General features: G+C 60.6%; 22 protein-coding genes. 11 read left to right on the top strand and 11 right to left on the bottom strand.

Annotated elements, in window-relative coordinates:
* Positions 1-46: 46 nt before the first annotated feature.
* Positions 47-223: a DUF1427 family protein gene (locus tag J2W46_RS15645; RefSeq protein WP_204520642.1), complete on the bottom strand. Its 177-nt coding sequence runs from the start codon at positions 221-223 to the stop codon at positions 47-49.
* A 33-nt stretch (positions 224-256) separates the two neighbouring features.
* On the bottom strand, positions 257-1,219 hold the full coding sequence (locus J2W46_RS15640) for a quinone oxidoreductase family protein (RefSeq protein WP_204520641.1): 963 nt from the start codon (positions 1,217-1,219) through the stop codon (positions 257-259).
* A 189-nt stretch (positions 1,220-1,408) separates the two neighbouring features.
* Between J2W46_RS15640 and J2W46_RS15635 the strand changes: the two genes are divergently transcribed.
* The 3 genes from J2W46_RS15635 (at position 1,409) to J2W46_RS15625 (ending at position 4,910) form a co-directional block, all read left to right on the top strand.
* Positions 1,409-2,245 carry an AraC family transcriptional regulator gene (locus J2W46_RS15635; protein ID WP_310355231.1) on the top strand — a complete coding sequence of 279 codons (837 nt, stop codon included), beginning with the start codon at positions 1,409-1,411 and terminating at the stop codon, positions 2,243-2,245.
* Between the two features lie 216 nt (positions 2,246-2,461).
* Positions 2,462-4,300, top strand: a complete 1,839-nt coding sequence (locus tag J2W46_RS15630; protein WP_310354875.1) for a glycoside hydrolase family 15 protein — start codon at positions 2,462-2,464, stop codon at positions 4,298-4,300.
* 169 nt (positions 4,301-4,469) lie between these two features.
* On the top strand, positions 4,470-4,910 hold the full coding sequence (locus tag J2W46_RS15625; RefSeq protein WP_020065709.1) for a response regulator: 441 nt from the start codon (positions 4,470-4,472) through the stop codon (positions 4,908-4,910).
* Between the two features lie 696 nt (positions 4,911-5,606).
* On the opposite strand, the gene J2W46_RS15620 is transcribed toward J2W46_RS15625, so the two are convergent.
* Positions 5,607-5,756, bottom strand: coding sequence for a hypothetical protein (locus J2W46_RS15620; protein WP_310354873.1), 150 nt, complete (start codon positions 5,754-5,756; stop codon positions 5,607-5,609).
* A 31-nt stretch (positions 5,757-5,787) separates the two neighbouring features.
* On the opposite strand from J2W46_RS15620, the gene J2W46_RS15615 reads away from it, so the two are divergent.
* The gene (locus J2W46_RS15615; protein WP_310354871.1) at positions 5,788-6,621 is read left to right on the top strand and encodes a CHAD domain-containing protein; all 834 of its coding nucleotides are present in this window, start codon (positions 5,788-5,790) and stop codon (positions 6,619-6,621) included.
* A gap of 112 nt (positions 6,622-6,733) precedes the next feature.
* Here the strand turns inward: J2W46_RS15615 and J2W46_RS15610 are convergent, their stop codons facing one another.
* Both J2W46_RS15610 and J2W46_RS15605 read right to left on the bottom strand, forming a co-directional pair.
* Positions 6,734-8,962 (bottom strand): Nal1-like putative serine protease, encoded by a 2,229-nt coding sequence (locus J2W46_RS15610; protein WP_310354870.1) that lies wholly within the window; start codon positions 8,960-8,962, stop codon positions 6,734-6,736.
* 297 nt (positions 8,963-9,259) lie between these two features.
* Positions 9,260-9,700 (bottom strand): hypothetical protein, encoded by a 441-nt coding sequence (locus J2W46_RS15605; protein WP_310354868.1) that lies wholly within the window; start codon positions 9,698-9,700, stop codon positions 9,260-9,262.
* A 401-nt stretch (positions 9,701-10,101) separates the two neighbouring features.
* Between J2W46_RS15605 and J2W46_RS15600 the strand changes: the two genes are divergently transcribed.
* The 4 genes from J2W46_RS15600 (at position 10,102) to J2W46_RS15585 (ending at position 14,446) form a co-directional block, all read left to right on the top strand.
* Complete coding sequence (locus tag J2W46_RS15600; RefSeq protein WP_374726834.1) at positions 10,102-11,853, top strand: hybrid sensor histidine kinase/response regulator; 1,752 nt, start codon at positions 10,102-10,104, stop codon at positions 11,851-11,853.
* Positions 11,854-12,117: 264 nt separating this feature from the next.
* Positions 12,118-13,191 carry an acyl-CoA dehydrogenase gene (locus tag J2W46_RS15595; protein WP_310354864.1) on the top strand — a complete coding sequence of 358 codons (1,074 nt, stop codon included), beginning with the start codon at positions 12,118-12,120 and terminating at the stop codon, positions 13,189-13,191.
* Positions 13,188-13,796, top strand: a complete 609-nt coding sequence (locus J2W46_RS15590) for an SAM-dependent methyltransferase (protein ID WP_310355230.1) — start codon at positions 13,188-13,190, stop codon at positions 13,794-13,796. The genes J2W46_RS15595 and J2W46_RS15590 overlap by 4 nt, the downstream gene beginning before the upstream one ends.
* Entirely contained in the window at positions 13,793-14,446 is a 654-nt protein-coding gene (locus J2W46_RS15585) for a glycosyltransferase (protein WP_204520633.1), read from the top strand. Before J2W46_RS15590 ends, J2W46_RS15585 begins: the two co-directional genes overlap by 4 nt.
* A 56-nt stretch (positions 14,447-14,502) precedes the next feature.
* On the opposite strand, the gene J2W46_RS15580 is transcribed toward J2W46_RS15585, so the two are convergent.
* From J2W46_RS15580 to J2W46_RS15570, 3 genes are all read right to left on the bottom strand, one after another.
* Positions 14,503-15,249: an SDR family NAD(P)-dependent oxidoreductase gene (locus J2W46_RS15580; RefSeq protein WP_310354862.1), complete on the bottom strand. Its 747-nt coding sequence runs from the start codon at positions 15,247-15,249 to the stop codon at positions 14,503-14,505.
* A 4-nt stretch (positions 15,250-15,253) separates the two neighbouring features.
* Positions 15,254-15,616 carry a cupin domain-containing protein gene (locus tag J2W46_RS15575; RefSeq protein WP_087752171.1) on the bottom strand — a complete coding sequence of 121 codons (363 nt, stop codon included), beginning with the start codon at positions 15,614-15,616 and terminating at the stop codon, positions 15,254-15,256.
* A gap of 144 nt (positions 15,617-15,760) precedes the next feature.
* Positions 15,761-16,504 carry an SDR family oxidoreductase gene (locus tag J2W46_RS15570; RefSeq protein WP_310354859.1) on the bottom strand — a complete coding sequence of 248 codons (744 nt, stop codon included), beginning with the start codon at positions 16,502-16,504 and terminating at the stop codon, positions 15,761-15,763.
* 106 nt (positions 16,505-16,610) lie between these two features.
* Between J2W46_RS15570 and J2W46_RS15565 the strand changes: the two genes are divergently transcribed.
* The 3 genes from J2W46_RS15565 (at position 16,611) to madM (ending at position 19,030) form a co-directional block, all read left to right on the top strand.
* Complete coding sequence (locus J2W46_RS15565) at positions 16,611-17,534, top strand: LysR family transcriptional regulator (protein WP_288823939.1); 924 nt, start codon at positions 16,611-16,613, stop codon at positions 17,532-17,534.
* Positions 17,535-17,852: 318 nt separating this feature from the next.
* On the top strand, positions 17,853-18,248 hold the full coding sequence (gene madL / locus J2W46_RS15560) for a malonate transporter subunit MadL (RefSeq protein ID WP_020065696.1): 396 nt from the start codon (positions 17,853-17,855) through the stop codon (positions 18,246-18,248).
* 14 nt (positions 18,249-18,262) lie between these two features.
* Complete coding sequence (gene madM, locus J2W46_RS15555; RefSeq protein WP_310354856.1) at positions 18,263-19,030, top strand: malonate transporter subunit MadM; 768 nt, start codon at positions 18,263-18,265, stop codon at positions 19,028-19,030.
* A 134-nt stretch (positions 19,031-19,164) separates the two neighbouring features.
* Here the strand turns inward: madM and J2W46_RS15550 are convergent, their stop codons facing one another.
* The 3 genes from J2W46_RS15550 to J2W46_RS15540 all read right to left on the bottom strand — a co-directional run bounded on the left by J2W46_RS15550 (position 19,165) and on the right by J2W46_RS15540 (position 20,646).
* Positions 19,165-20,079 (bottom strand): LysR family transcriptional regulator, encoded by a 915-nt coding sequence (locus tag J2W46_RS15550; RefSeq protein WP_020065694.1) that lies wholly within the window; start codon positions 20,077-20,079, stop codon positions 19,165-19,167.
* A 157-nt stretch (positions 20,080-20,236) separates the two neighbouring features.
* Entirely contained in the window at positions 20,237-20,401 is a 165-nt protein-coding gene (locus J2W46_RS15545) for a hypothetical protein (RefSeq protein ID WP_020065693.1), read from the bottom strand.
* 47 nt (positions 20,402-20,448) lie between these two features.
* Entirely contained in the window at positions 20,449-20,646 is a 198-nt protein-coding gene (locus J2W46_RS15540; protein WP_027775273.1) for a hypothetical protein, read from the bottom strand.
* Positions 20,647-20,883 lie beyond the last annotated feature (237 nt).

Here is a 20,883-nt window from a genome sequence, read left to right as displayed (position 1 = left end):
CCGCCTTCAATATCCTGCCTGTCACGCTTGAAGCTGCGTTCGCGACCTAGCCGATTCCATGCGCCAGCACGTGACGTATGAAGGGAAGCACGCTCTCCCCTGCCAGCATGCCGAGCAGACCCACAAGCGCGATCGTCGGCGGCGCCGGCGACTTCACGTTGATAACGCTATAGACGAGCCCAACCAACACTCCGGCAGCGAGCGACACGAGGTAAGGTTTCATGAAGTCTTCCAGTTCCGAGCAGGGAAACAACGCTCACATTTCGAGCACAACACGCCCACGGGTCCCAGCCTGGACCGCCTCGTACGCAGCTTTTGCATTTTCCAGCGCGTATCGTTGCGCGATCACCGGCGGCTCGAAGCTTCCTTTCTCGAATTCGGCTCTTAGCGCATCCATGAAGGGTGCAGAGTCGGCAACGCCAAGCTTCGCGCTGTCTGCCCCGTATAGCTGTGTCTCGTTGTGATAAAAGTCGATCAGATCGAATTCGACGCGCCGCTTGCCCGTGGCACTGATTTCAACCACGCGCCCGCGCCGCTTCGCAAGCGAAAGCGCAAGTTCGAACGTCACGCCTCCTACCGCATCGTAGACGAGGTCGACACCACCGTTTGCCAGCTCGCGCACACGCAGTGCTGCGTCCTCCGATATAGGCACGTAATGGTCAATGAGGCGACCCGCAGGTGAATCCGGAAGCGGTTCATGACGATCCACTGCAATCACTCGCGCGCCGCGTGCTTTTGCAATTTGCGTCACGGCACCGCCAACGCCTCCCGACGCACCAATCACGGCGATGGTTTCACCCGCGGAAAGTCGTCCGTACTCGACTGCGCCGAGCCATGCAACGACGAAATTGACGCCAATGGAAGCGGCTTCGGCGTGTGAAAGATTGGCCGGCTTGCGCGACAACGCTTTCACGGGAATTCGCACAAATTCAGCGTGAGTCCCGTCGCGCGTGAAACCAATGTCGCCTCCCGTGCCCCAAACTTCTGCTCCGATCCATTCGGCAGGACCTTCGACCACAACGCCGCTGAAATCGCGGCCAGGAATTCGCGGCGGTACGGTGTGCGAGAAGTGACCCGAAAGATTCTTGACGTCACTGGGATTGACCGACGCCGCCTTGACTTGAACCACCGTCTGCTCTGCATCGGCATGCGGGGTCTCCAGATCGAGATACTCGAGTACGCCCGGGTCACCAAACGAGCGGAATTGAATTGCTTTCATGGCCTGGTCCTTTGACGGTTCTGGCTGCACTGGAGTCAGTGCATGCATTCACGGGTCAAAGTCTAGTGCGCGATGCGGCGGGCGTTGCGACAATGACTTCTGTGTTTCGGACAAATGCAAAGGAGCGTCCGATTGATTTACCGACTGTCCCGCACTACCCTTTCGCGCAACAACACACGAATCGATGCCATGTCCAAAGCAGTTCCTCCTGACCTGTCGGATAGCACGGAGCCCGGAAAGTCCTTGGCCCGGACGTACCCTCGTGGACTGCACATCGAGCCACACTCACATGACTGGGCGCAAGTTCTCTATGCGGTGGCGGGCGTCATGTGGGTCGAGGTCGGACGCCAGGCGTTGGTGGTCCCGCCTCAGCGGGCGGTCTGGCTGCCTCCTGGTGCCGTACATTCGATTCGAATGATGAGTGCAGTCGAGATGCGAAATCTCTATCTGAGAAAACGCGACGTCAAGCATTTAACCAAACGCCCGGACGTGTTCGAAATCAATGGCCTTTTGCGCGAGCTCATCACGACCATTGCAGAGCGCGAAGCGGAGCGAGACGACGAATACCTGGACCTCGCATACCGGTTCGCAGCGCTGGAACTCGCACACGCGAATCGCTACTCGCTACGAATCCCATTGCCGGATGGCACCGACCGTCGGCTCGAAGTCCTTTGCCGTGCGGTCATAGAAAATCCGTCGGTCGACATCAGCTTCGAGCAACATGCGGCGTCCGTGGGCGCGAGCGTGCGCACCTTGGCGCGACTGTTTTCCCGCTCGCTAGGCATCGGCTTCGCTGAATGGAGGCGGCAGGTACAACTTGCGATTGCGGTCTCCAGGCTCGCCGAAGGTCAGTCGGTCAGTACCATCGCCCGAGCGCTTGGATATCAGCCAAGCAGCTTCAGTGACATGTTCCGGCGAGAACTGGGAACGTCGCCAAGCGAGTTCGATGCAGACCGGACGCTCGCCGATGCGTCCGGGGCGCCGGAGCCGGCTCCTGACCTGGATCAGGCTCGCCACCCGCGATGAAAGTGCGCTTCGCGAGCCGCGCCCGGTCGTCCGTTCATGGGCTCACGCGGGCTACAGCCTCTGCTATCGCAGCCTTTCCTCTACCGCCGCTGGCTTGCAAAAGCGCCAGAATCGAGTCATCCGCCCTGACATGGAACAGAAAGTGCTGCATCCAGCGCTCATCAAACGAATGCCGGAGCTCGTCCAGTCACGGGGCTTCCGCTTGAGGGAGAGCTAATGGGCTCGCAACGCACAGAGTGTCAACGGCCAGTCCTCGCGACTGATTGTCGTGGCCTTATCGGCAACATGAAGACGACGGCGCTCGTTTCCACCCATGGGTCCATTGATTTCATGTGTTATCCCCGCATGGATTCGCCCACCATCTTCGCCGCGTTGCTGGACAAAGAAGGTGGCCAGTTTTCAATCACTCCATGCTCTGCCGATTTCACCTCGAAGCAGATGTATTTGCCGGAGACCAACGTCCTCCTGACCCGCTTCATGACAGGCGATGGCGTTTGCGAGCTTGTCGATTTCATGCCGGTCGTCAATGACTCCAAGGGCAAACTCTCGCAGTCGACTGCAAACTGCGTGATCCGGGCGGTCAAGGTTCTGTTTGGCTCGATGCACCTTTCAATCTCCTGCACACCTCGCTTCAATTACGGGCGCGCCGGCCACACTGTCGAGCAGACAACGGGGGGCTTCCGGTTCGTGCCCGATGACGGTGCCGCACCTCTTCTCCTTCATGCGTCAACATCACTTGCATGCGACCGCGGCACGGTTGAAGCCACAGTGAAGCTTAGCGAAGGCGACACGCTTTGCATCGTGCTCGGCGCCGAGGCCGAGCTCGCGGAACAGAAGATTGATGGTGAGGCGCTGCTCAGCGATACCACCGACTTCTGGAAGCGCTGGTCTTCCCAGTCGTCTTACCGCGGCCGTTACCGGGAGATGGTTCTTCGCTCGGCGCTTACCCTCAAGCTACTCAGTTCGAGTGAGCACGGCGCGATTATCGCGGCACCCACCTTCGGACTTGCTGAATCGCAGGATGGCTCACGTAGATGGGACTACCGCTTTACGTGGATACGCGATGCCGCGTTTTCCGTCTATGCGCTATTGCGGCTCGGCTATACGCAGGAAGCGGAGCATTTCATGCAATGGATTGCGAACCGGAACCGGGACTGCGCTTCGGACGGCTCCCTCCAGGTGATGTATGCCGTCGACGGCCGGCCTGTGCCAGAAGAAGAAGCCCTCGAACCGTTTGGCGGCTCAACCGGCAGCTTCCTGATAGGCAACGCTGCCCGGGACCAGAAGCAGCTGGATGTCTATGGGGCGCTCCTCGATGCCGTGTACCTGTACAACAAATATGGCGTCAGCATTTCGTACGAAGGCTGGCGCCATGTAGCGCGAACTGTTCAGTACGTGGTCGCGCACTGGCGGGAGGCGGATAGCGGAATCTGGGAATTGCGCAATGGTACCCGCCCGTTGCTGCATTCTCGCCTCATGTGCTGGGTGACTATTGACCGTGCTCTACGGCTTGCTGAGAAGCGCTCGTTGCCGGCACCGTTTAGCGACTGGTTCGCCGCAAGGGACGAGATTTATCGCGACATCCACGAGAATTTCTGGAACCCGGAGCGCAACAGCTTCGTCCAGACTCCGGGCTCGAACACGTTCGACGCCTCCGTGCTGATGATGCCACTGGTACGGTTCATCGGCCCGCAGGACCCTCGCTGGATCGGAACGCTTGACGCAATCGGCGCAGAACTGAAGGTGGACCCGCTGATATTCCGCTACACGCGCGGTTCGACGCTCGACGGCCTGCCCGGTATGGAGGGCGGATTCAGCGCGTGCTCTTTCTGGTATGCCGAGGCCCTCGCGCGCTCCGGGAGAGTCGACGAGGCCCGCCTCGTATTCGAAAAGATGCTGGCTTACGCGAACCACGTCGGCCTGTTCTCAGAGGAAGTCGCCACGACGGGAGAATCCCTCGGCAACTTTCCGCAAGCGCTGACTCACCTCGCCCTGATCAGTGCTGCTTACCGCTTAGACCGCGACCTTGATGGAACCCATGTTCCGTGGACCTGACACTGGGACATTGCGACACAGGGCAGCAATCGCCCTAAATGTACGCTGCAACACCCATCTGGAAGGATCGTTTAGGGGTTCGACGGAACCGGAGGCGGACAGGCGCTGAGCGCTCGGCAGGTACGCCGCTTGCGAAAGTTGGTGGAGTTCTCTCTACCACTATCGCGTGATGTCCACCGTACTGCTCGTCGACGATGACCTTGAAAACAGATGGGCGCTGCAACTGGCGCTGGAAAGTCGCGGCCACCGGGTCGTGCTAGCCGGGAACGGATGGGATGCGCTGCGCAAGGCACAAGCCGACTTTCCGGAACTCGTTCTCACCGATCTGGAGATGCCTGAGATGAGCGGCAGAGAGCTTTGCCAGCGTCTCAAGTGCCGGCCTGTATTTTCCGACATACCAGTGGTGTTGCTGTCGGCTATGCCGGAACCTGAAGAAGAAGGGATGCGCTCCTGGAATGCGTTCCTCCGGAAGCCGGCCCCGATTGAAGTGTTGCTCGATACCATCGACACGTTCATCGCTGCACGGCTGACTTACGCGCGCGCATCGCAGCGCGCCGAGTACCCTATTGTGGTGCGATGGACAGCTATCGATTCGCGATGCTGGCCTTGACTGCATCGCAGCGCGTAGCCACTTTGGCACGTCGTCACTTTAGATCGTGACGGTGCTGATTGGAAAGTTGGCTCCATCCATGCTCTGCACCGAAACCGGCAAACCGTGGTCCGGCTCATGCTGTTCGGTAAAAGAACATTCACTGCGTTTGAGCATCCCGTTCTTCTTTCGCGGGATTCAATCGAGTCGTCGCAACGTTGCACTGTTGGGGAGCAACGGCAGTCCATAGTGCCGAGTCGAGTCTTGAGCCGGGCCGCACCAGACGCAGCGCATGAGAGCCGTCGCAAAACTCGAGGCATTCTATCTCCATGCAATCGCCAACCGGTTCCGATGCATTGCGACAGACGCCGCGAAAGTGCTTGAACGGGAGCCCTCCTTCTCGCAGCATATCGAGAGCCGATGGCTCCCCGTCGAGTTCTTCCTTCGTTAATCGGCATCTATTTAGTAAGGTTGTTGCAGCTTCGGCGTCGTGCATCTTCGTACCCCGTTGGAGAGTCATGGCGAATGCCGCCGGGGGGCGGTGTTCCACTCCATAACGCTAGCAATTTTTGTGCAATGCAGCACTGCTATGCGCTGCTCGACTCCAGCGTCCGCACCGGCGCCTGTGCAGCGGCGCCGGTCTGAAACATGGGCTTATTGCCGCATAACCCAAGCACCACAAGGGATGCAAATTCGGCGTCAACGCAGGCAAACTTTCTACAAAGCGGAGCGCGACACCGCCTTCACAAAATCTTCATAAACCGGCCGGCGGTGATTTTCTCCAATAAATACGGCGTTCGCCCGCCCTTCGATAGCGTTCAGCGTCACGCGCGGGTCATGAAGCCAGAAGGAATGGTTTTTGCCCATACTGGTGCATCGCGCAATATGAGGAACCATCATGACTTCGGACGGCAGCAAACCCTTACCCGACCGTGACGCGCTGGCGGAATCCAGCTTTGCGATCTATGCCAGCCCGTTGGTTACCGAGGCCATCGCACAGGTGTCGGCTCTGCGGGACGATGCAGATGCCGAGAAGCTTCACAAACTTCGCATCGCCCTGCGCCGCTTGCGCACTTTGCTCTGGGCATATCGGCCGATTCTCGACGAGAAATTCGACAACGAGCAGCGCGCCCTTTTCAAGTTCATGGCCAACGCAGCGGGCAACACGCGCGATTGGGACATATTGATCAAGCTCGTTGAGAAAGACAGTGACCAGGCTCTTCTGGATGCATTCCGAAGAAGTCGAAACGAGACGGCCGAAAAAAGCGCCGAAACTCTAAGTAACGCACATCTCGACAAAACACTGCGCAATGCAGTGAGCGAAGCGAACCGGGAGTTGAACACATCGCCGACTCGAACACCGCTGCGGAAATTCGCGCAAAAGCGGGTAAAGACAGCGCAGCAACAATTGAAAAAACGGATGCGCCACGCGTCGAAAGCGGGCAGTTCTGATTACAACTCGTATCACGACGTGCGCAAAGCTGGAAAGAAGGTGCGCTATCTCATCGAGTTCTTCGAGCCGTTGCTGGGAAAAAAACAGCGCAACGGACTGAAGGGACTCAAGCGGCTACAGAAGCATTTCGGCGCATTAAACGACGCCGTTGCGAGCCGTGACCTGCTCGACGCGAATCGTTCTTCGTTGCCTGCAGATGTCGATGCAACGTCAGTCTTTCGTGCATTGAAGAAAGAACAGCAGCGCCAGATTAAAGCGGCGTCAAAACTGCTTGGTTAAATGCTCGGGCCAGCACACCACACTCGCCTCGCAAGGCGCTATGGTGTACTGGCCCGTTGTGTGTTCGTTGTGTGTGGTTAGCGCCGCCGTGCGGCGAGCTAACAACCTGGCGTCATTCGAGCAACGGGGCAATCTTGTCCAGCGTCACAGAAGGCACAAACTCCTTGTTCTGATAAACCTTCGCCAATTCCGCTTCTGGTATTACCCGTGCGCCTGATGGCAGCGACGTGTCAGCCTTCGCGAATGCTGCTTCCCAGATGGCCGCAAGATATCGCGCTCCTGCGCCCATCAGCCTCGCCGTATCGTCTCCAAAAGCATTCCAGAGACCATCGACTACCTTCGCGGAACTGCCGCCACCGAGGCGAATATATTCGTCGATCAGCTTGCTGGGAGGGAGAATGTCTGCCGCCTGCGCCATCAGCGTTACGGTGGCGAAAGCGGCATCGCGTCCGTTAGAAATGGCGGGGATCGTACCTTCGAAGCGTTTCGCTTGCGGAGCAATCTTGGGCAGCAACTCAGTCGAGTGCCGGTCCACCATCTTGTCTTCGTACGTCGAATGGACTCCCTTGCCCGGCCACGTTTTGCTGGTTGCGCCCGGGGCATCGCGGTATCCGTCGGCATGATAGGACCCGTGAAGCGGCTGGCACGCATCGCCAACGTAGTGAGCCAATACGCCTGCGGCGCACAGGAATCGCGTATCGTCTCGGGCCTTCAACTGCCGAACCATCTCGTCAAAGATCTGCCACACGCGGAACGGCAGCAGTCCCTCTGAGCGACTGTCCGCCTGGCCTTCGTCTGCATACCACTTCAGCCATACAGAAACACTCATGTTGTCGATGCTGCTCAACGTGACGTCGCGCAAGGTCTTGCCGTTGGCATTGGGCTCGTCGATATCGGCGTAATGGGTCGGATGTTCGGGCCCGGCGTTCTGCGCGTAGTCCCGTCCGCCAGGCACACGCGCTGGCGTTTTCTTCCACACGAGGTCGGGCACATCGGCAAGTTCAACGAATTCGCCGTTGGCGAGTTTCGCGTGGATCTGCTGCGGCGTCAGCTCATCAGGACGAAAACTGATGCGCTCGATATTCGCCTTCATGAACTCCCGCAATGGACCGTTCGCTACCGATTCGATTGCAGCGGTCGCGATGCTGTAATGACCCGTTTGTCCCCAGTACGGGTTAGCGCCTTGATTGTGGTCGCGAACCAGGTCGACGTCGAGCAACTGACATGCAGTGCTGAGCCCGGTAGCCAGCGCATAGTTCAGACGCATGTCGCCCTCAAGTAACGTCTGGCCGCCCCACTCCACCGCCAACGGATGCAGCTTGGGCTTTTCCTTGTCTCCAGACTTCAGGTACCACACCGTGCCGGAATCGCCGGCCTGTGTTTGCGTCGAGCCCGATGTTGGCGCGATGAGAAACTGCGAAACATAGTCATAGCCCGCCAACGATTTGTGGCGGTAGAAAAGTGCCTTGATGGTTCCGTCGAGCAGTCCCGAAGCGCTACCGAACGCAGTCACGGGCTGATCGACAAGTCGAAGGCTCAGGCTCAGTTCATTCAGGTCAGCGATTTCCTCAGGCGTCCCTTCGATGCCGAAGGGCTGGCTCGACCAGTCGTTGACGTCGTGGACTTCGACGAGACCAATGTCTAGCGTCAAATAACTGCGACTCCCAGGAAACTCCGGAAAGACGGAGGTGAACGGTTCGCGCGTCAGTTGCCGCTCAGAGGCGATGCCGATTTCGGCAACTGCACCACGCAGACGCGCTTTGACGGGACTTCCAGGCTCTCCGCACACGTGCCGATTCGTGAGCGCATAGGTTGTATGGCCGTCGGTCACGAGACATCCCACGCTCGCGGTGCGTTCGACACCCTGCGCCTGCGCAAGCAGCGGGCATCCGCCGCCGATATAGGTCGAGGGCCAGCGGGTATCGGTCGGAGCGTTTGTTGACGGCTCGGTTTCCTGCACTGCCACGACGCAAACCGGAACTGCGCGGCCGTCCGGCATATAAAGCGTACGCGGCACCATATGGTCTGGGTCGACCTTGCCAAATCCGAATTCCGTCGCATCTACCCAGTTGCGCACGAGCACGATGACTGCAGGCCACGAATACGGACGCACTTCCGAATTGTCGAACGTACGAATGCCTTTCTCGAGCGGCGAACGGCTTCCGTCGGAATCGGCATTGTCCCCGGGCCACGGGTCGTCTTTCCGGATCAGGTAGAGACCCACAGCAGTGCCTACGACGTTCGCCTTGTTCGACAGATGCCAGTGGTAAAGCTCTCTGGCTTCGAGCAAGTCCTTCAGTGAGAGGCTCTGGAAATTCTGCTGCGTGGACAGTGGGCTCATCTCATCACCTTCGCGAGTTCGACCAGGAGCGGCCGGTTAGGATGCGCGTCGTGGGACGAGAAACTGTCCACTTCGCACGTTCGCATTCAGGTTGGATGACCCATGTGACAACTTCGCGAAAGCATCGCTGGCGAGGTCGCAACGCGGGCTTTCCAGGTCGCGGCGGACCGCAGATGATCTAATCGCCCCTTGATTTAGAGGAACATCGTGCGGGTGGCGCAAGGAACACGTCTCAGTCCCTTGCGCGCTGCTAACAAGTCAGAAGGCGCGCGAGCGGAGCGCCGCGACCGCCTGCTTTCATCCTTTCGCGGGGCGCCCCGTCTTCACCGCCTCTACCGCGGTCACGGCTGCCAGAAGACGTTTCAACGCCGCGGCCTCGAGCATGATCAGCCCCGCTCGCAACAGCTCACTCTTTTTGACGGATACGCCCGCGTCCAGACATTTCTGCTTCAAGGCCGCGATTTTTTCGTAGTCGGATTTCGGCATCGTAAAGCTGTCTCGCACCACCTTTTCCTTTCTGGCACGACGGGGCTTCTGTTCAGCCTGCGCCTTTACTTCTTCCTGCTTCGAAGCAGCGGCGCGCTTTGCTTTCGGTGCCGTTTTCGTCGGGACAGGATTGTTGGTTGCAGGCTGCTCGGCAGGTACGGCCTGCGATACGTTATCGCTTTGCTGACCTTTCGAATTCTTGGGGAAATGAAACGCCTTTTTTGTTGGCTGTCGTAGAGTCGGTGCGGCCATGGCTGATCCTTTTTTAAGAGTAACGGTATAAACAGTATATACGGTTATTTCTCTGGGAAGTGGTCGATAAGTGGTCTATGGATGTGCCGCGTGCGCCGCGCGCTTCGTGACTTCGGCGCCGGTTGCGTATGCCCCCCCTTCCAGTCTCGCCGCTCACACCTGCACATCGTCTGGGGCGGCGAAGAATCGGTCCTTGACCGTCTCGACCCAGTATCATGTCGCATCGTCGCCGATCGGTTTGCCGTGCCGCGAAGGCCCATCGCCGTTGCGGTTGGAGACTCTGGACGCGGGCCTGCCGCGCCCCCGGGAGGAGCCGGCGTCGTTGACTTGGCGTGCTTCGTCCCGTATCGTTAAATGGACCCTTGGAGTGAGAGGTGTGCCTGCGTCAACCGCTCGCACATATGCAACCAGCCTTGCTTTGTGGCACTCTCCGGTCCCCATCATCTTTGGATAGCAGCATGCCTGGTTACACTGGCGAGCTTGCCCGACGGCCTGCCCGGGCACCCGATTACGCAGCCGAAAATCAGGCCCTCGTCGCTCTAGCCCGGGCCCAGGCTGGTTCGCGCGAAGAACTTCTCCAGGCAATTGCAGACACCGCGCTGTTGCTGTGCTCGGCGGGCAGCGCAGGCATCAGCCTCATCGAGCAGCAACAAGGCGAGCAGGTGTTCCGCTGGCTTGCCGTATCAGGACTCTGTGCGGGCCTTCAGGGAAAAACGACCGCATGGGAAGACTGCCCCTGCGGAGTAACTTTGCGGGCCGGCACCGCCCAGTTGTTTGTCGAGCCACAGACGCAATTCCCGTGTTTGTCATTCCCTGGCATAAGCGTCCCGGAAGGTGTCGTTGTTCCTATCAATGTAGGAGGCAAGGACCTCGGTGCGATATGGGTCATGTCCCACCGTGACGACCGCCGATTCGACCTCGAAGACGCCCGGCTGTTATCGAATCTTGCCGTCTTCGCGGGCTCTTCGCTGACAATCGTTGACGCACGCGATATCAGCGAGGAAAGCGAGCGCAGGCAAAACGAATTCATCGCGATGCTCGGGCACGAACTGCGAAATCCGATGGCGCCGATCGACAGTGCGATTGGCGCGGCCAGGCATCTGTGCGCCGACAACCAGCGAGCGGCCCGCGTGCTGGATATCGCACACAGGCAGATGCGCCACCTGCGCACTCTCGTAGACGACCTGCTAGACGCCGCGCGCCTGCAGCACGGAAAGCTCACCATCAAGCTCAGCGACACATCGTTCAACGACATTGCGTTCGATGCGCTGTCGGCAATCAGGCATCACATTGAAGCGCGCAAGCATAAGCTGACGGTCACCGGCCTCGACGAGCAGCTTCCTGTCCGTGCCGATCATGTGCGGTTGAGTCAGGCTCTCGGCAATTTGCTGTCGAACGCCGCAAAGTACACCGCAGTCGGCGGCGATATCCGGATGAGCGTGAGCATCGAGCCTTCGAATTCCACTGACGGCGTCTCTGACTCGGTGCTCGTCGAGATTCAGGACAATGGCATCGGTATCGAAAGCGTCGCTCAGCAACAGATATTCGAACTGTTTGCCCAAGGAGCGAGAGGCGCAGCGCGGGCAGACGGCGGCCTCGGCATCGGACTCGCCGTTGCCAAACGCATGGTGGAACTCCATGACGGCGAAATCTTGTTGCGCAGCGACGGTCCAGGAAGCGGTACGACGGTACGCCTACGACTACCGATACTGAGGCCGGTCGCTGATGCGCACATCGCTCAGCAGGTGCAAGCGCGTGCGGAGACGAAACGGGCGCGACTGATGGTCGTCGACGACAATCGCGACGCGTTGGAGGCACTCGGGCTTCTGCTCGAAGTGGAAGGTCATGAAGTCACCACGTCGGACAATGGCATCGACGCAATCAAGCTGATGTCAGAGCGCCGCCCGGACATCGCACTGATCGATATCGGAATGCCGGTGATGGACGGATTCGAGGTCGCACGCCTCGTCCGGTTGAATCCAGAACTTAACGGCATCGTGCTGGTGGCACTCACCGGCTACGCAGCCGAATCCGACAAGTCCCGAGCGCTTGCCGCTGGTTTCGATTTCCACCTGACCAAGCCGCTTTCGCTGGACAAACTCGAATACATCCTGTCCAACCGGTCCGAAGGCACGCTTAGCGGCATGGTTTGAAGCCTGGGTGCCGCGCACCGGTTTGTATCGCCATCGTTTTGTTCTGATCCACAGCTCCCTCTGATCGGCCGGCGCTTTCGCAACAGCCGCGGCATGCGGCTTGCTACGCCTTCAAAACCCTCGACGTCCCACTAGTCGCCCTCCGTACCGCCCGCCTCGTGGCGGGATTGACGCTGCAATGACGGCGTGCGGCTTGTGTCGTTCTGAAATTGCACGACCCGGCAGTCCCTCGAAAAACGATAATTTGCGGAGTTCACGGAGCCGATGCAGACATCTCATCCAGCGCACCCGGTAGCAATATTCCTCGGCAAGACGCGTTTCGCTGCCGACGATCCGCTCGCCCTCGGCGCTGTATTGGCGGACCTCATCGAACACGAGTTCGATCGCGCGCCCCGCATGCCGCTGCCCGGTCAGGGCGAGACTCTTTCGCGTTGGCGTGTTCTCGCCGATGTCGCGGCGCACGATCTGGGGCTCGTGAAACTGTACGAGGGCCACACCGACGCCCTGGCGATCCTCGCGGAACTCCATGGCCCCACGCCGCCGAGTGGGAGCAAATGGGGCGTCTGGGCGGCCGAATCACCCAACGCGCGCGTCCGCGCAACACGACAAACAACCGGAAGCAATGGTGCCGACGTGGTCCTTGAAGGCATCAAAGCGTGGTGTTCGGGGGCAGGCGTTCTCAGCCATGCACTCGTGACCGCGTGGCTCGACGATCAACCAGTGCTCGTTGCTGTCGCAATGAATCACCCTTCCGTTTCGATCGATACCTCGAACTGGCTGGCCGTCGGTATGCAGGCCACGGCAAGCGCAGACGTGACTTTTCGCGGCACGCCCGCGACGCTCGTTGGCAACGCCCATGCCTATGTGAATCGGCCCGGCTTCTGGCATGGCGGCGCCGGCATCGCGGCGTGCTGGTACGGAGCTGCGGCGCGCATCGGCGAAGTGCTGCGTGACGCCTGCCGTCAGCACGCAGACCCGCACCGCCTCGCACATCTGGGAGCAGTCGATTGCGCGCTGGCAGGCGCGGCGTCAGTGCTGCGGGAAACGGCCGCGCATATCGACGCGCATCCTCACGCCATCGTGCAACGCGAGGCACTGCGTGCGCGGCTGGTCGTCGAAGACGCAGCGACTGCCGTGATGCGTCACACCACGCGCGCACTCGGCGCCGGACCGCTATGCCGCAACGGCCGTTTCGCCCGCGCGATGGCCGACCTGCCCGTGTTCATTCGACAAAGTCACGCGGAGCGCGATCTGGCGGCGCTCGGCGAAACGCTCCTTCAAGAAGGTGGCGGCAGCACGCACACGTGCGAACCGGAGAACTCCCCGTGGACGCTATGACGCGCGACGCCGACCGCTATTTCGATGACCTGTACAAACACAGCGACGATCCGTGGAACCTGCGCAACGGCTGGTACGAACGCCGCAAGCGCTCGCTCACGCTCGCCGCTTTGCCACGCGAACGTTACCGCAATGCGTTTGAGCCCGGATGCGCAAACGGCGAATTGACCGCCGAACTCGCGACGCGTTGCGGCGCGCTACTTGCCGTCGACCTGCACGAGCGCGCGGTGCATGCCGCTCGCGAGCGCGTGGCGCACGCGCCGCACGTGCGCGTCGAGCAATGCTCGGTGCCGCGAGAATGGCCGACGCAAAGCGGACCGTTTGACCTGATCGTCGTGAGCGAACTGGCCTATTACCTCGACGACAGCGAACTGGAAACGCTCGCCGCACGGATCGCCGACACGCTCTCGTCCGACGGCACACTGCTCGCGTGTCACTGGCGCTGGCCCTTCGCCGAGGCGTTGCAGGAGACTACCAAGGTGCATGCGCTACTCGATACGCGTTGTGGCTTGACGCGGCTTGTGCATCACGAGGAAGCCGATTTCATCGTCGATGTCTGGTCGCGCGATGCGCGCTCGGTAGCGCAACATGAGGGCCTTTTATGATTGGCGTCGTCGTTCCCGCACACAACGAAGAGGCGCTGCTCAAGCCCTGCCTGATAGCGCTCGCCGAGGCGTCGTGCCATCCCCTGCTTGACGGCGAAGCTGTGCGAATCGTGGTCGTGCTGGACGCGTGCGACGACCGCACCGGCGTCATTGCACATGCGCATGGCGCACAGACGCTGAGCGTAAGCGCGCGCAACGTCGGCATAGCACGCGCGGCCGGCGCCGATCTGCTGCTGGCCGAGGGGGCGCGCTGGCTGGCCTTCACCGACGCCGACAGCCGCGTCTCGCCGGGCTGGCTCGCCGCGCAGCTCGCGCTGGGCGCCGACGCTGTTTGCGGCTCGATCGCCGTGGACGACTGGAGCGAGCATCCGCAGAGCGTGCGCGACTTCTTTCGCGCAACCTACATGGATGCGGACGGCCACCGGCATGTGCATGGCGCCAATCTCGGCGTCAGTGCACAGGCCTATCTTCGCGCGGGCGGTTTTCCGCCCTGTGCGTGCAGCGAAGACGTGGGGCTTGTCGATCGCCTGATCGCTACGGGCGCACAGATCGCATGGAGCGCAGCACCGCGCGTCGTGACGAGCGCGCGAACGGCGGTACGCGCTCGCGGCGGCTTTGGCGATACGCTCGTCTCATGGGCGGCGAACTAGCGCGCTGATCTTTCGCGTCGCTATGCATTGCCGCGAAAAAATGGAGCAATCTCCATTCAGAACGGACTGATGCCGGACATGCCGCCATCGACTGCGAGGTCGGCGCCGGTCACGTACCCCGATGCATTCGACGCAAGAAAAAGAATCGCCGCAGCAACCTCGGCGGGTTCGGCCGGCCGCTTCATGGGAATGACATTCGACCATTCCAACAGTTGCGCGTCGGATATGCCCAGCGTATCGAAGATCGGCGTATGGGCCACTCCCGGTGAAATGCTGTTCACCCGCACGCCGAATTCGACCAGATCGGCTGCAAAGCATTTTGCCAGCGAGACCACCGCCGCTTTCGAAGCGCAATATGCGGAAAAATTCTTTGTGCCCTGACTGGCCGCGAGCGACGCCACGAGGACGATCGACGCAGGTCGGGCGAGAAACGGCAACGCCTCTCGAACAGTCGAGAAAACGCCCCCGACATTGATGTCGAGAAGTTCGGAAAATTGCTCCAGCGTCGTCTCGCGCAGCGGAGTTTGCCGGGAGATGCCTGCGTTCGCGACCACCACATCGACATTGCATTTGAAACGGCCGACCGCTGTCTGATATAGCCGTTGCATGTCTTCCGGGTTCGCGGCATTCGCCATGACCGGCAACGCGTTCTCGCCGAGTTTGTCCGCGGCCTGCTGGAGTTTTTCCGCGTTACGCCCGCTGATCACCACGCGCGCGCCTTCGGCTATAAACCGTTCAGCGGTTGCAAAGCCTATACCGCTGCTGCCGCCCGTCACCACTGCCAGAGCATGGTCGAGTTGCATTGCGTTATCCCCGCAAGTTGACGACTAACGCACGGCCTGGCCGGATTGCGCGCGTCGTGTGGCCGGTGCCCTGCAGATCGTTCGCAATGAAAACCGCACCCGCTCCAAAACGCTGCGCTGTGTCGCGCGCTTGCACGCTGATTTCCAGTTCGCCTTCGAGAACCACGACATATTGCCGTGATGGCGGGTTGTGCCAGCCGAGAAAGTAATCACCGTCGAATTCATGCATGAGCACGCTTTCGCATGGCAGCGGCGAAGACAGCGAGACGGCAACGCCCTTGAACAACACCGGACTAGTCTCGAAGTCCTGGATAGTCCTGAAGTTCGAATGTCCGTCGGCGCCCGCGTATATCTCGATGCATTCCATCGGATCTCCTTTTCTCGTCGACGAACAGGTGCAAGCGGTTCGGCATATGTGCAGACGATTCCACACGGCCATCAACCGCTTGCGGACAAAAATCGAGTCTAGGAGGTGAAACGCAAAAGATCACGCAGGCGCTTTGTGAACTGACTACGCGTTGAAGCCACCGTCGATCGTCAGGCTCGCACCGGTGACGAACCCGGCGTCCGGTCCGACAACATAAGCCACCATGCCGGCGATCTCATCAGGATGTGCATGACGCGGCAGTGCCATGAGGCCATGCAATGCCGATGCAAAGTCGCCGCTTTCCGGATTCATGTCGGTGTCGGTCGGGCCAGGCTGCACGTTGTTGACTGTGATCCCGCGCGGGCCAAGGTCGCGTGCAAGGCCTTGAACCAGTCCTCGCAGCGCCGACTTGCTCATCGCATAAGCAGCGCCGCCCGCAAAAGGCATACGCTCCGCATTGCAACTGCCGATGTTGACGATGCGCCCGCCATTCCCCATGTGCGGAAGCACCGCCTTGATGGCGACGAACACCCCGCGCACATTGACTTCCAGCGTCTTGTCGAAGTCTTCCAGCGAGAAGGTGTCGACCGGGCCCATCAACAGCACACCGGCGTTATTGACCAGAATGTCGATCTTGCCGAGCGCCGCCGCTGCTTCGTCGACGGCGCGCGTCAGTGCCGCTGGGTCGCCTGCGTCGGCCTGCAGCGCGATGGCACGCCCGCCCTCAGCCGTGATGCTTTCCGCGAGATCGTTCGCGATCGCCGCCGAGCCTTTGTAGGTGAACGCGACAGCCGCACCGTCGCGCGCTAACCGTCGCACGATGGCGGCTCCGATTCCGCGGCCGCCGCCGGTCACAAACGCCACTTTGCCGTTGAGGGTTGAGTTCATGATGTCGTTCCTTGTTGAATTGAGTGCATGAAGTATGGGCTCGACACCTGGTTACCGGTAGCGTCTGATGTAGAGTTGGTCTTTCAACCATTTGTATCAAATCGCGATGGAAGCGTTGAACTCGATCGAGTCGTTCGTCCTTAGCGCGGAGTCGGGCAGCTTTTCGGCAGCCGCCCGGCGACTCGGCCTCACGCCCGCGGCGGTCAGCAAGAACGTGGCTCGCCTCGAGGCGTCGCTCGGGCTGCGTCTGTTTCAGCGCACCACGCGGAACCTCACGCTCACGGCGGCCGGCGAACGTTTCCTGCGGGACGTGGCCGATCCGTTCTCCGCGGTTCGCGATGCCATTGCAAATGCAGCCACGCATGAGGGCAAGCCGTCCGGCGCGCTGAAGGTCAGCATGGCGCTGGCATTCGGTCGCGAGTATCTGCTGCCGTTGCTCGGCGAGTTTCTTGAACGCTACCCGGCGATCATTCCCGACTGGCACTTCGACAATCGCCCGGTCGATCTGGTCGCGGGCGGTTTCGACGCGGCGATCGGCGGCGGCATCGAACTCACGCCGGGAGTCGTCGCACGCGAACTCGCGCGGACTCACGTCATCGTGGCAGCATCCCCTTCGTACATGGCGAAACGGGCAATGCCGCGTCATCCCGGCGATCTAACCGACTTCGACGGCATCGTACGGCGCTCGGCGACCTCGGGACGTCTGCGTTCATGGACGCTGCGTAACCAGGTCGGCGAGCAGGCCGAGGCCGAGTGCCGTCCGAGGATGATTTTCGACGACCCCGAGGCGATGGCTCACGCGGCCATGCTAGGCCACGGCGTCGCATTTCTTCCGATGCCGCATGCGGCGCGCTGGCTCGCGAGCGGGGCGCTGGTCCGCCTGCTACCCGGCTGGTACGCGGACCACGGACCGATTTCGATCTACTATTCGAACAAGAAGCTCCTCCCCGAAAAAACGCGTGTGTTTATCGACTTCGTGGTCGCTGCTTTTCGGGAGCAGAGGCTCGCGTCCAAGTTCGACGCGCGATAACACGAGACGCCCGACCCATCTGTCATCGCGACTCGACAGCCGCGAATCTGCTCGTTGCACGCCGCGCGAGGGAAAACCCCTAAACCGTGAAGCGGGCTCGTCCGCCCCCGCCACGCATGGGCCTCGGCATCGCATGCCTCGAATCGTTACCCTCACGATAACGAACGCCTGGCGAACGTCATTGAACGGTCATCTCGCGCTCCCATAGACTCGCGCCATATTCAAAAGAATTAGCAACCGCCTTGCGTGAGGTCAGAGCAAGCACATGGCGAGCTCGATCCGACAGCTTTTGCATGAGACACGGGACAGGAGACACGAATGATCATTTATGGAACTGCGCTGCTTGCTTTCTGCCACCTCGCCGGTCTGTTTCTCGGCGACCTGCTCGGGGTCGCCATCGGCGTGAAGACGAACGTTGGCGGGGTCGGCATCGCGATGCTGCTGCTGATCTTCCTGCGGCTCTATCTGCACGGTAAGGGTCTGCTGCCCAAGGAGACGGAAGCAGGCGTGGGCTTCTGGGGCGCAATGTACATCCCCGTCGTCGTCGCGATGGCGGCCAACCAGAACGTCGTCGCCGCGCTCAAAGGCGGCCCCGTCGCGCTGCTTTCGGCACTGGGCGCGGCAGCCTTGTGCGCCATCTGTATTGCTGTGCTCTCACGCACCGGTCGCGACAGCACGTCGTTCATCGGCAGCCCGCAACCCGAAGAAATCTGAAGCAGGAGCCAGCCATGATCCAGATGCTCGACAAAGTACTGATACACAACGGCCTCGTCACGGCGTTCGCGCTGGTTGGGCTCATCATGTGGGTGTCGTCGGTGATTTCGCGCAAGCTCACGTTCGGGCGCGTGCACGGCTCCGCGATCGCCATCGTGATCGGACTCGTGCTCGCTTACTTCGGCGGCGTCTTCACCGCAGGCCAGAAAGGTCTGGCGGACCTGCCGCTCTTCGCCGGCGTGGGCCTGATGGGCGGCGCGATGCTGCGGGACTTCGCAATCGTCGCGACGGCCTTCGAGGTGCAGGCCACCGAAGCGCGCAAGGCGGGGCTCATCGGCGTCGTCTCGCTGCTGCTCGGCACGGTGCTGCCGTTCATTGTGGGCGCAAGCGTCGCTCACGCGTTTGGCTACACCGATGCGGTCAGCATGACGACCATCGGCGCGGGTGCGGTGACCTACATCGTCGGACCCGTGACGGGCGCGGCGATCGGTGCAAGCTCGGACGTGATCGCGCTCAGCATCGCGACGGGCCTCATCAAGGCGATCATCGTCATGATCGGCACGCCGCTCGCGGCCGGCTTCATGGGACTCAGGACGCCCCGCTCCGGAATGATCTTCGGCGGCCTTGCGGGCACGGTGAGCGGCGTGAGCGCGGGACTGGCGGCCACCGACCGGCGGCTCGTTCCTTATGGCGCGCTGATCGCCACGTTTCATACGGGCGTGGGCTGTCTGCTCGGACCCTCGCTGCTGTTCTTCACGACGCGCGCTCTGGTCGGCGGCTGACTTGATCGCAGCGGTTTCGCGGGTGATGTGGTGACTCTTGTGAGCCGTCATGCACCGCCTCGCGGGACAATCGCAAGCGGCCACGAACACGGGCACTCACTGCTATGCGCACGACAAAGCCGCGGTCCAAAACCTCAGCCGGCGTTTCTTGTTCGAAGACGGCACACGGCCATGAGCGCGAGCAGATTCGGATCGCGCTCGCGTGCTCGCAGGAAGCTGACGCCGATCGTCTGGCGCATCATGTATTGCGGTTTAAGCGGGATGAACTGCACCTTGTCGCCGAATACGCCTCGCACGCGGCCGGGCAACAGCGTATAGCCGACGCCTCCGCTTACCAGGTTCATCAGCGAATAGATGTCGCCTACTCGCATCGTCACGTTGGGCGTGAATTCGGCGACGCGAAATGCTTCCTGGAAGCCGTGATAGGTCGCAAACCCCTCGCCTAGCGAAACGAAGGTTTCGTCGCGGCAGTCGCGCAGATCGACGGCATCGAGGTTTGCATACGGCGAATCCGCGGGCGCGGCGAAGAAAATATCGTCTTCGAAAAGCGGGATCGATTCGACCTCGGGCTCGGCGTCGGGCAACGCCATCAGTGCCGCATCGATCGCGCCCTGCTTGAGCTTCTCGATCAGTTCGGCATTCGGACCGAGCACCAGTTCGACCTGAAGTGCCGGCCGCCGCACCTTGAGGTCGACAACGATGCCCGGCACGGTCCTGATAGTCAGCGAATACAGCGAGCCGATCTTCAGGCGATCCGACGAATAACCCGCGGCCTCGCGCGTCGCCCGGATGCCGTCGGACATCAGCGTGATGACTTCTTGCGCGACGTCGGCGAGCATTTGCGCCGCATCGGTGGATTTCAGATTGCGGCCTTCATGGCGAAACAGTGCGCAGCGCACACCCTGTTCGAGCGAGTGCAGCGCGCGATGCACGCTGACCGTGCTTACGTTCAACGCCTCGGCCGCCTTCGCAAGACTGCCGGTCTGCATGAATGCGAGCAGCACTTCCAGTTTGCGGAAGGTAATCTCATCGTCGATTCGGTCGCGCATGTCGAGCTGTGGAACGGTCGAAACCGTCGATTATCGGCTCGCGAGCGCCTGCGGCAAATAGCGTTATTCCCTCACGGGCTGAGCGAAGCAGCCGGCGCGGGCACGGGTTGCGTCAATTGCTTGAGCTGCGGCAGTTGCGTCAGTTGTGTTAGTTACGTCAGTTGCGCGGCTGATGGCGCTGCCAGTACCACCCAGGTACCTGATGCAGTTCGCTCAACAGCTTGCTGCGGCGATGTTCCCGCCGATAGTGACCTACAGTGAAGACGACCGCGATCAGGAGGACCGTTACACCCATGACGATGCTAATCAATTCTTCGTTCATTACCGCCCTTCGTTCAGTACAAAGTTCTGGCCGTGACTGCTGCACGCTCAGCGCTTTCGCGCCACCGCGTTGAGCATGGAATGGCCCGCGCCGGTCACATGCAGGCGCTGGTGCCCGCAAGCGAGTTCCTCAAGGGCGACCAGTTGACGTTCAAGCAGCGTGTCGAGTTCTTGCCTACACATGTCGATCTGGTCGGGCGCGGCCTTGACCAGCATCAGCGTGGCGAACTCTTTTGGACTCAGCATGGGTTGTCTCTCACAAATTTTGTATTAATAAAGACGGAAGAACGAATTACCTGCGGGCCGTTCCACTCCGGTAAATTTCGACATTTATCTCGGCTTTTCGCTAATGCGAGGCGGAGATGCATCGGGTGAACATTCTAAACTGAAAGGTACGGTGGTTATCAATCGAATAAACCATCGACGCGTACAGACGATAGCCGTTATATAAACATATGATATGCGGCTTTATGAAACGCCCGA

The sequence above is a fragment of the Paraburkholderia strydomiana genome (assembly GCF_031456815.1).
In the GTDB taxonomy this organism is placed as follows: Bacteria; Pseudomonadota; Gammaproteobacteria; order Burkholderiales; family Burkholderiaceae; genus Paraburkholderia; species Paraburkholderia caledonica.
This window is presented reverse-complemented; position numbering and strand designations above follow the sequence as displayed.

Bases quoted from the DNA above. Each gene is read 5' to 3' on its own strand.
- J2W46_RS15645 (WP_204520642.1), bottom strand. From the start codon at position 223: ATGAAACCTTACCTCGTGTCGCTCGCTGCCGGAGTGTTGGTTGGGCTC.
- J2W46_RS15640 (WP_204520641.1), bottom strand. From the start codon at position 1,219: ATGAAAGCAATTCAATTCCGCTCGTTTGGTGACCCGGGCGTACTCGAG.
- J2W46_RS15635 (WP_310355231.1), top strand. From the start codon at position 1,409: ATGTCCAAAGCAGTTCCTCCTGACCTGTCGGATAGCACGGAGCCCGGA.
- J2W46_RS15630 (WP_310354875.1), top strand. From the start codon at position 2,462: ATGGGCTCGCAACGCACAGAGTGTCAACGGCCAGTCCTCGCGACTGAT.
- J2W46_RS15625 (WP_020065709.1), top strand. From the start codon at position 4,470: ATGTCCACCGTACTGCTCGTCGACGATGACCTTGAAAACAGATGGGCG.
- J2W46_RS15620 (WP_310354873.1), bottom strand. From the start codon at position 5,756: ATGGGCAAAAACCATTCCTTCTGGCTTCATGACCCGCGCGTGACGCTG.
- J2W46_RS15615 (WP_310354871.1), top strand. From the start codon at position 5,788: ATGACTTCGGACGGCAGCAAACCCTTACCCGACCGTGACGCGCTGGCG.
- J2W46_RS15610 (WP_310354870.1), bottom strand. From the start codon at position 8,962: ATGAGCCCACTGTCCACGCAGCAGAATTTCCAGAGCCTCTCACTGAAG.
- J2W46_RS15605 (WP_310354868.1), bottom strand. From the start codon at position 9,700: ATGGCCGCACCGACTCTACGACAGCCAACAAAAAAGGCGTTTCATTTC.
- J2W46_RS15600 (WP_374726834.1), top strand. From the start codon at position 10,102: ATGCAACCAGCCTTGCTTTGTGGCACTCTCCGGTCCCCATCATCTTTG.
- J2W46_RS15595 (WP_310354864.1), top strand. From the start codon at position 12,118: ATGCAGACATCTCATCCAGCGCACCCGGTAGCAATATTCCTCGGCAAG.
- J2W46_RS15590 (WP_310355230.1), top strand. From the start codon at position 13,188: ATGACGCGCGACGCCGACCGCTATTTCGATGACCTGTACAAACACAGC.
- J2W46_RS15585 (WP_204520633.1), top strand. From the start codon at position 13,793: ATGATTGGCGTCGTCGTTCCCGCACACAACGAAGAGGCGCTGCTCAAG.
- J2W46_RS15580 (WP_310354862.1), bottom strand. From the start codon at position 15,249: ATGCAACTCGACCATGCTCTGGCAGTGGTGACGGGCGGCAGCAGCGGT.
- J2W46_RS15575 (WP_087752171.1), bottom strand. From the start codon at position 15,616: ATGGAATGCATCGAGATATACGCGGGCGCCGACGGACATTCGAACTTC.
- J2W46_RS15570 (WP_310354859.1), bottom strand. From the start codon at position 16,504: ATGAACTCAACCCTCAACGGCAAAGTGGCGTTTGTGACCGGCGGCGGC.
- J2W46_RS15565 (WP_288823939.1), top strand. From the start codon at position 16,611: ATGGAAGCGTTGAACTCGATCGAGTCGTTCGTCCTTAGCGCGGAGTCG.
- madL (WP_020065696.1), top strand. From the start codon at position 17,853: ATGATCATTTATGGAACTGCGCTGCTTGCTTTCTGCCACCTCGCCGGT.
- madM (WP_310354856.1), top strand. From the start codon at position 18,263: ATGATCCAGATGCTCGACAAAGTACTGATACACAACGGCCTCGTCACG.
- J2W46_RS15550 (WP_020065694.1), bottom strand. From the start codon at position 20,079: ATGCGCGACCGAATCGACGATGAGATTACCTTCCGCAAACTGGAAGTG.
- J2W46_RS15545 (WP_020065693.1), bottom strand. From the start codon at position 20,401: ATGAACGAAGAATTGATTAGCATCGTCATGGGTGTAACGGTCCTCCTG.
- J2W46_RS15540 (WP_027775273.1), bottom strand. From the start codon at position 20,646: ATGCTGAGTCCAAAAGAGTTCGCCACGCTGATGCTGGTCAAGGCCGCG.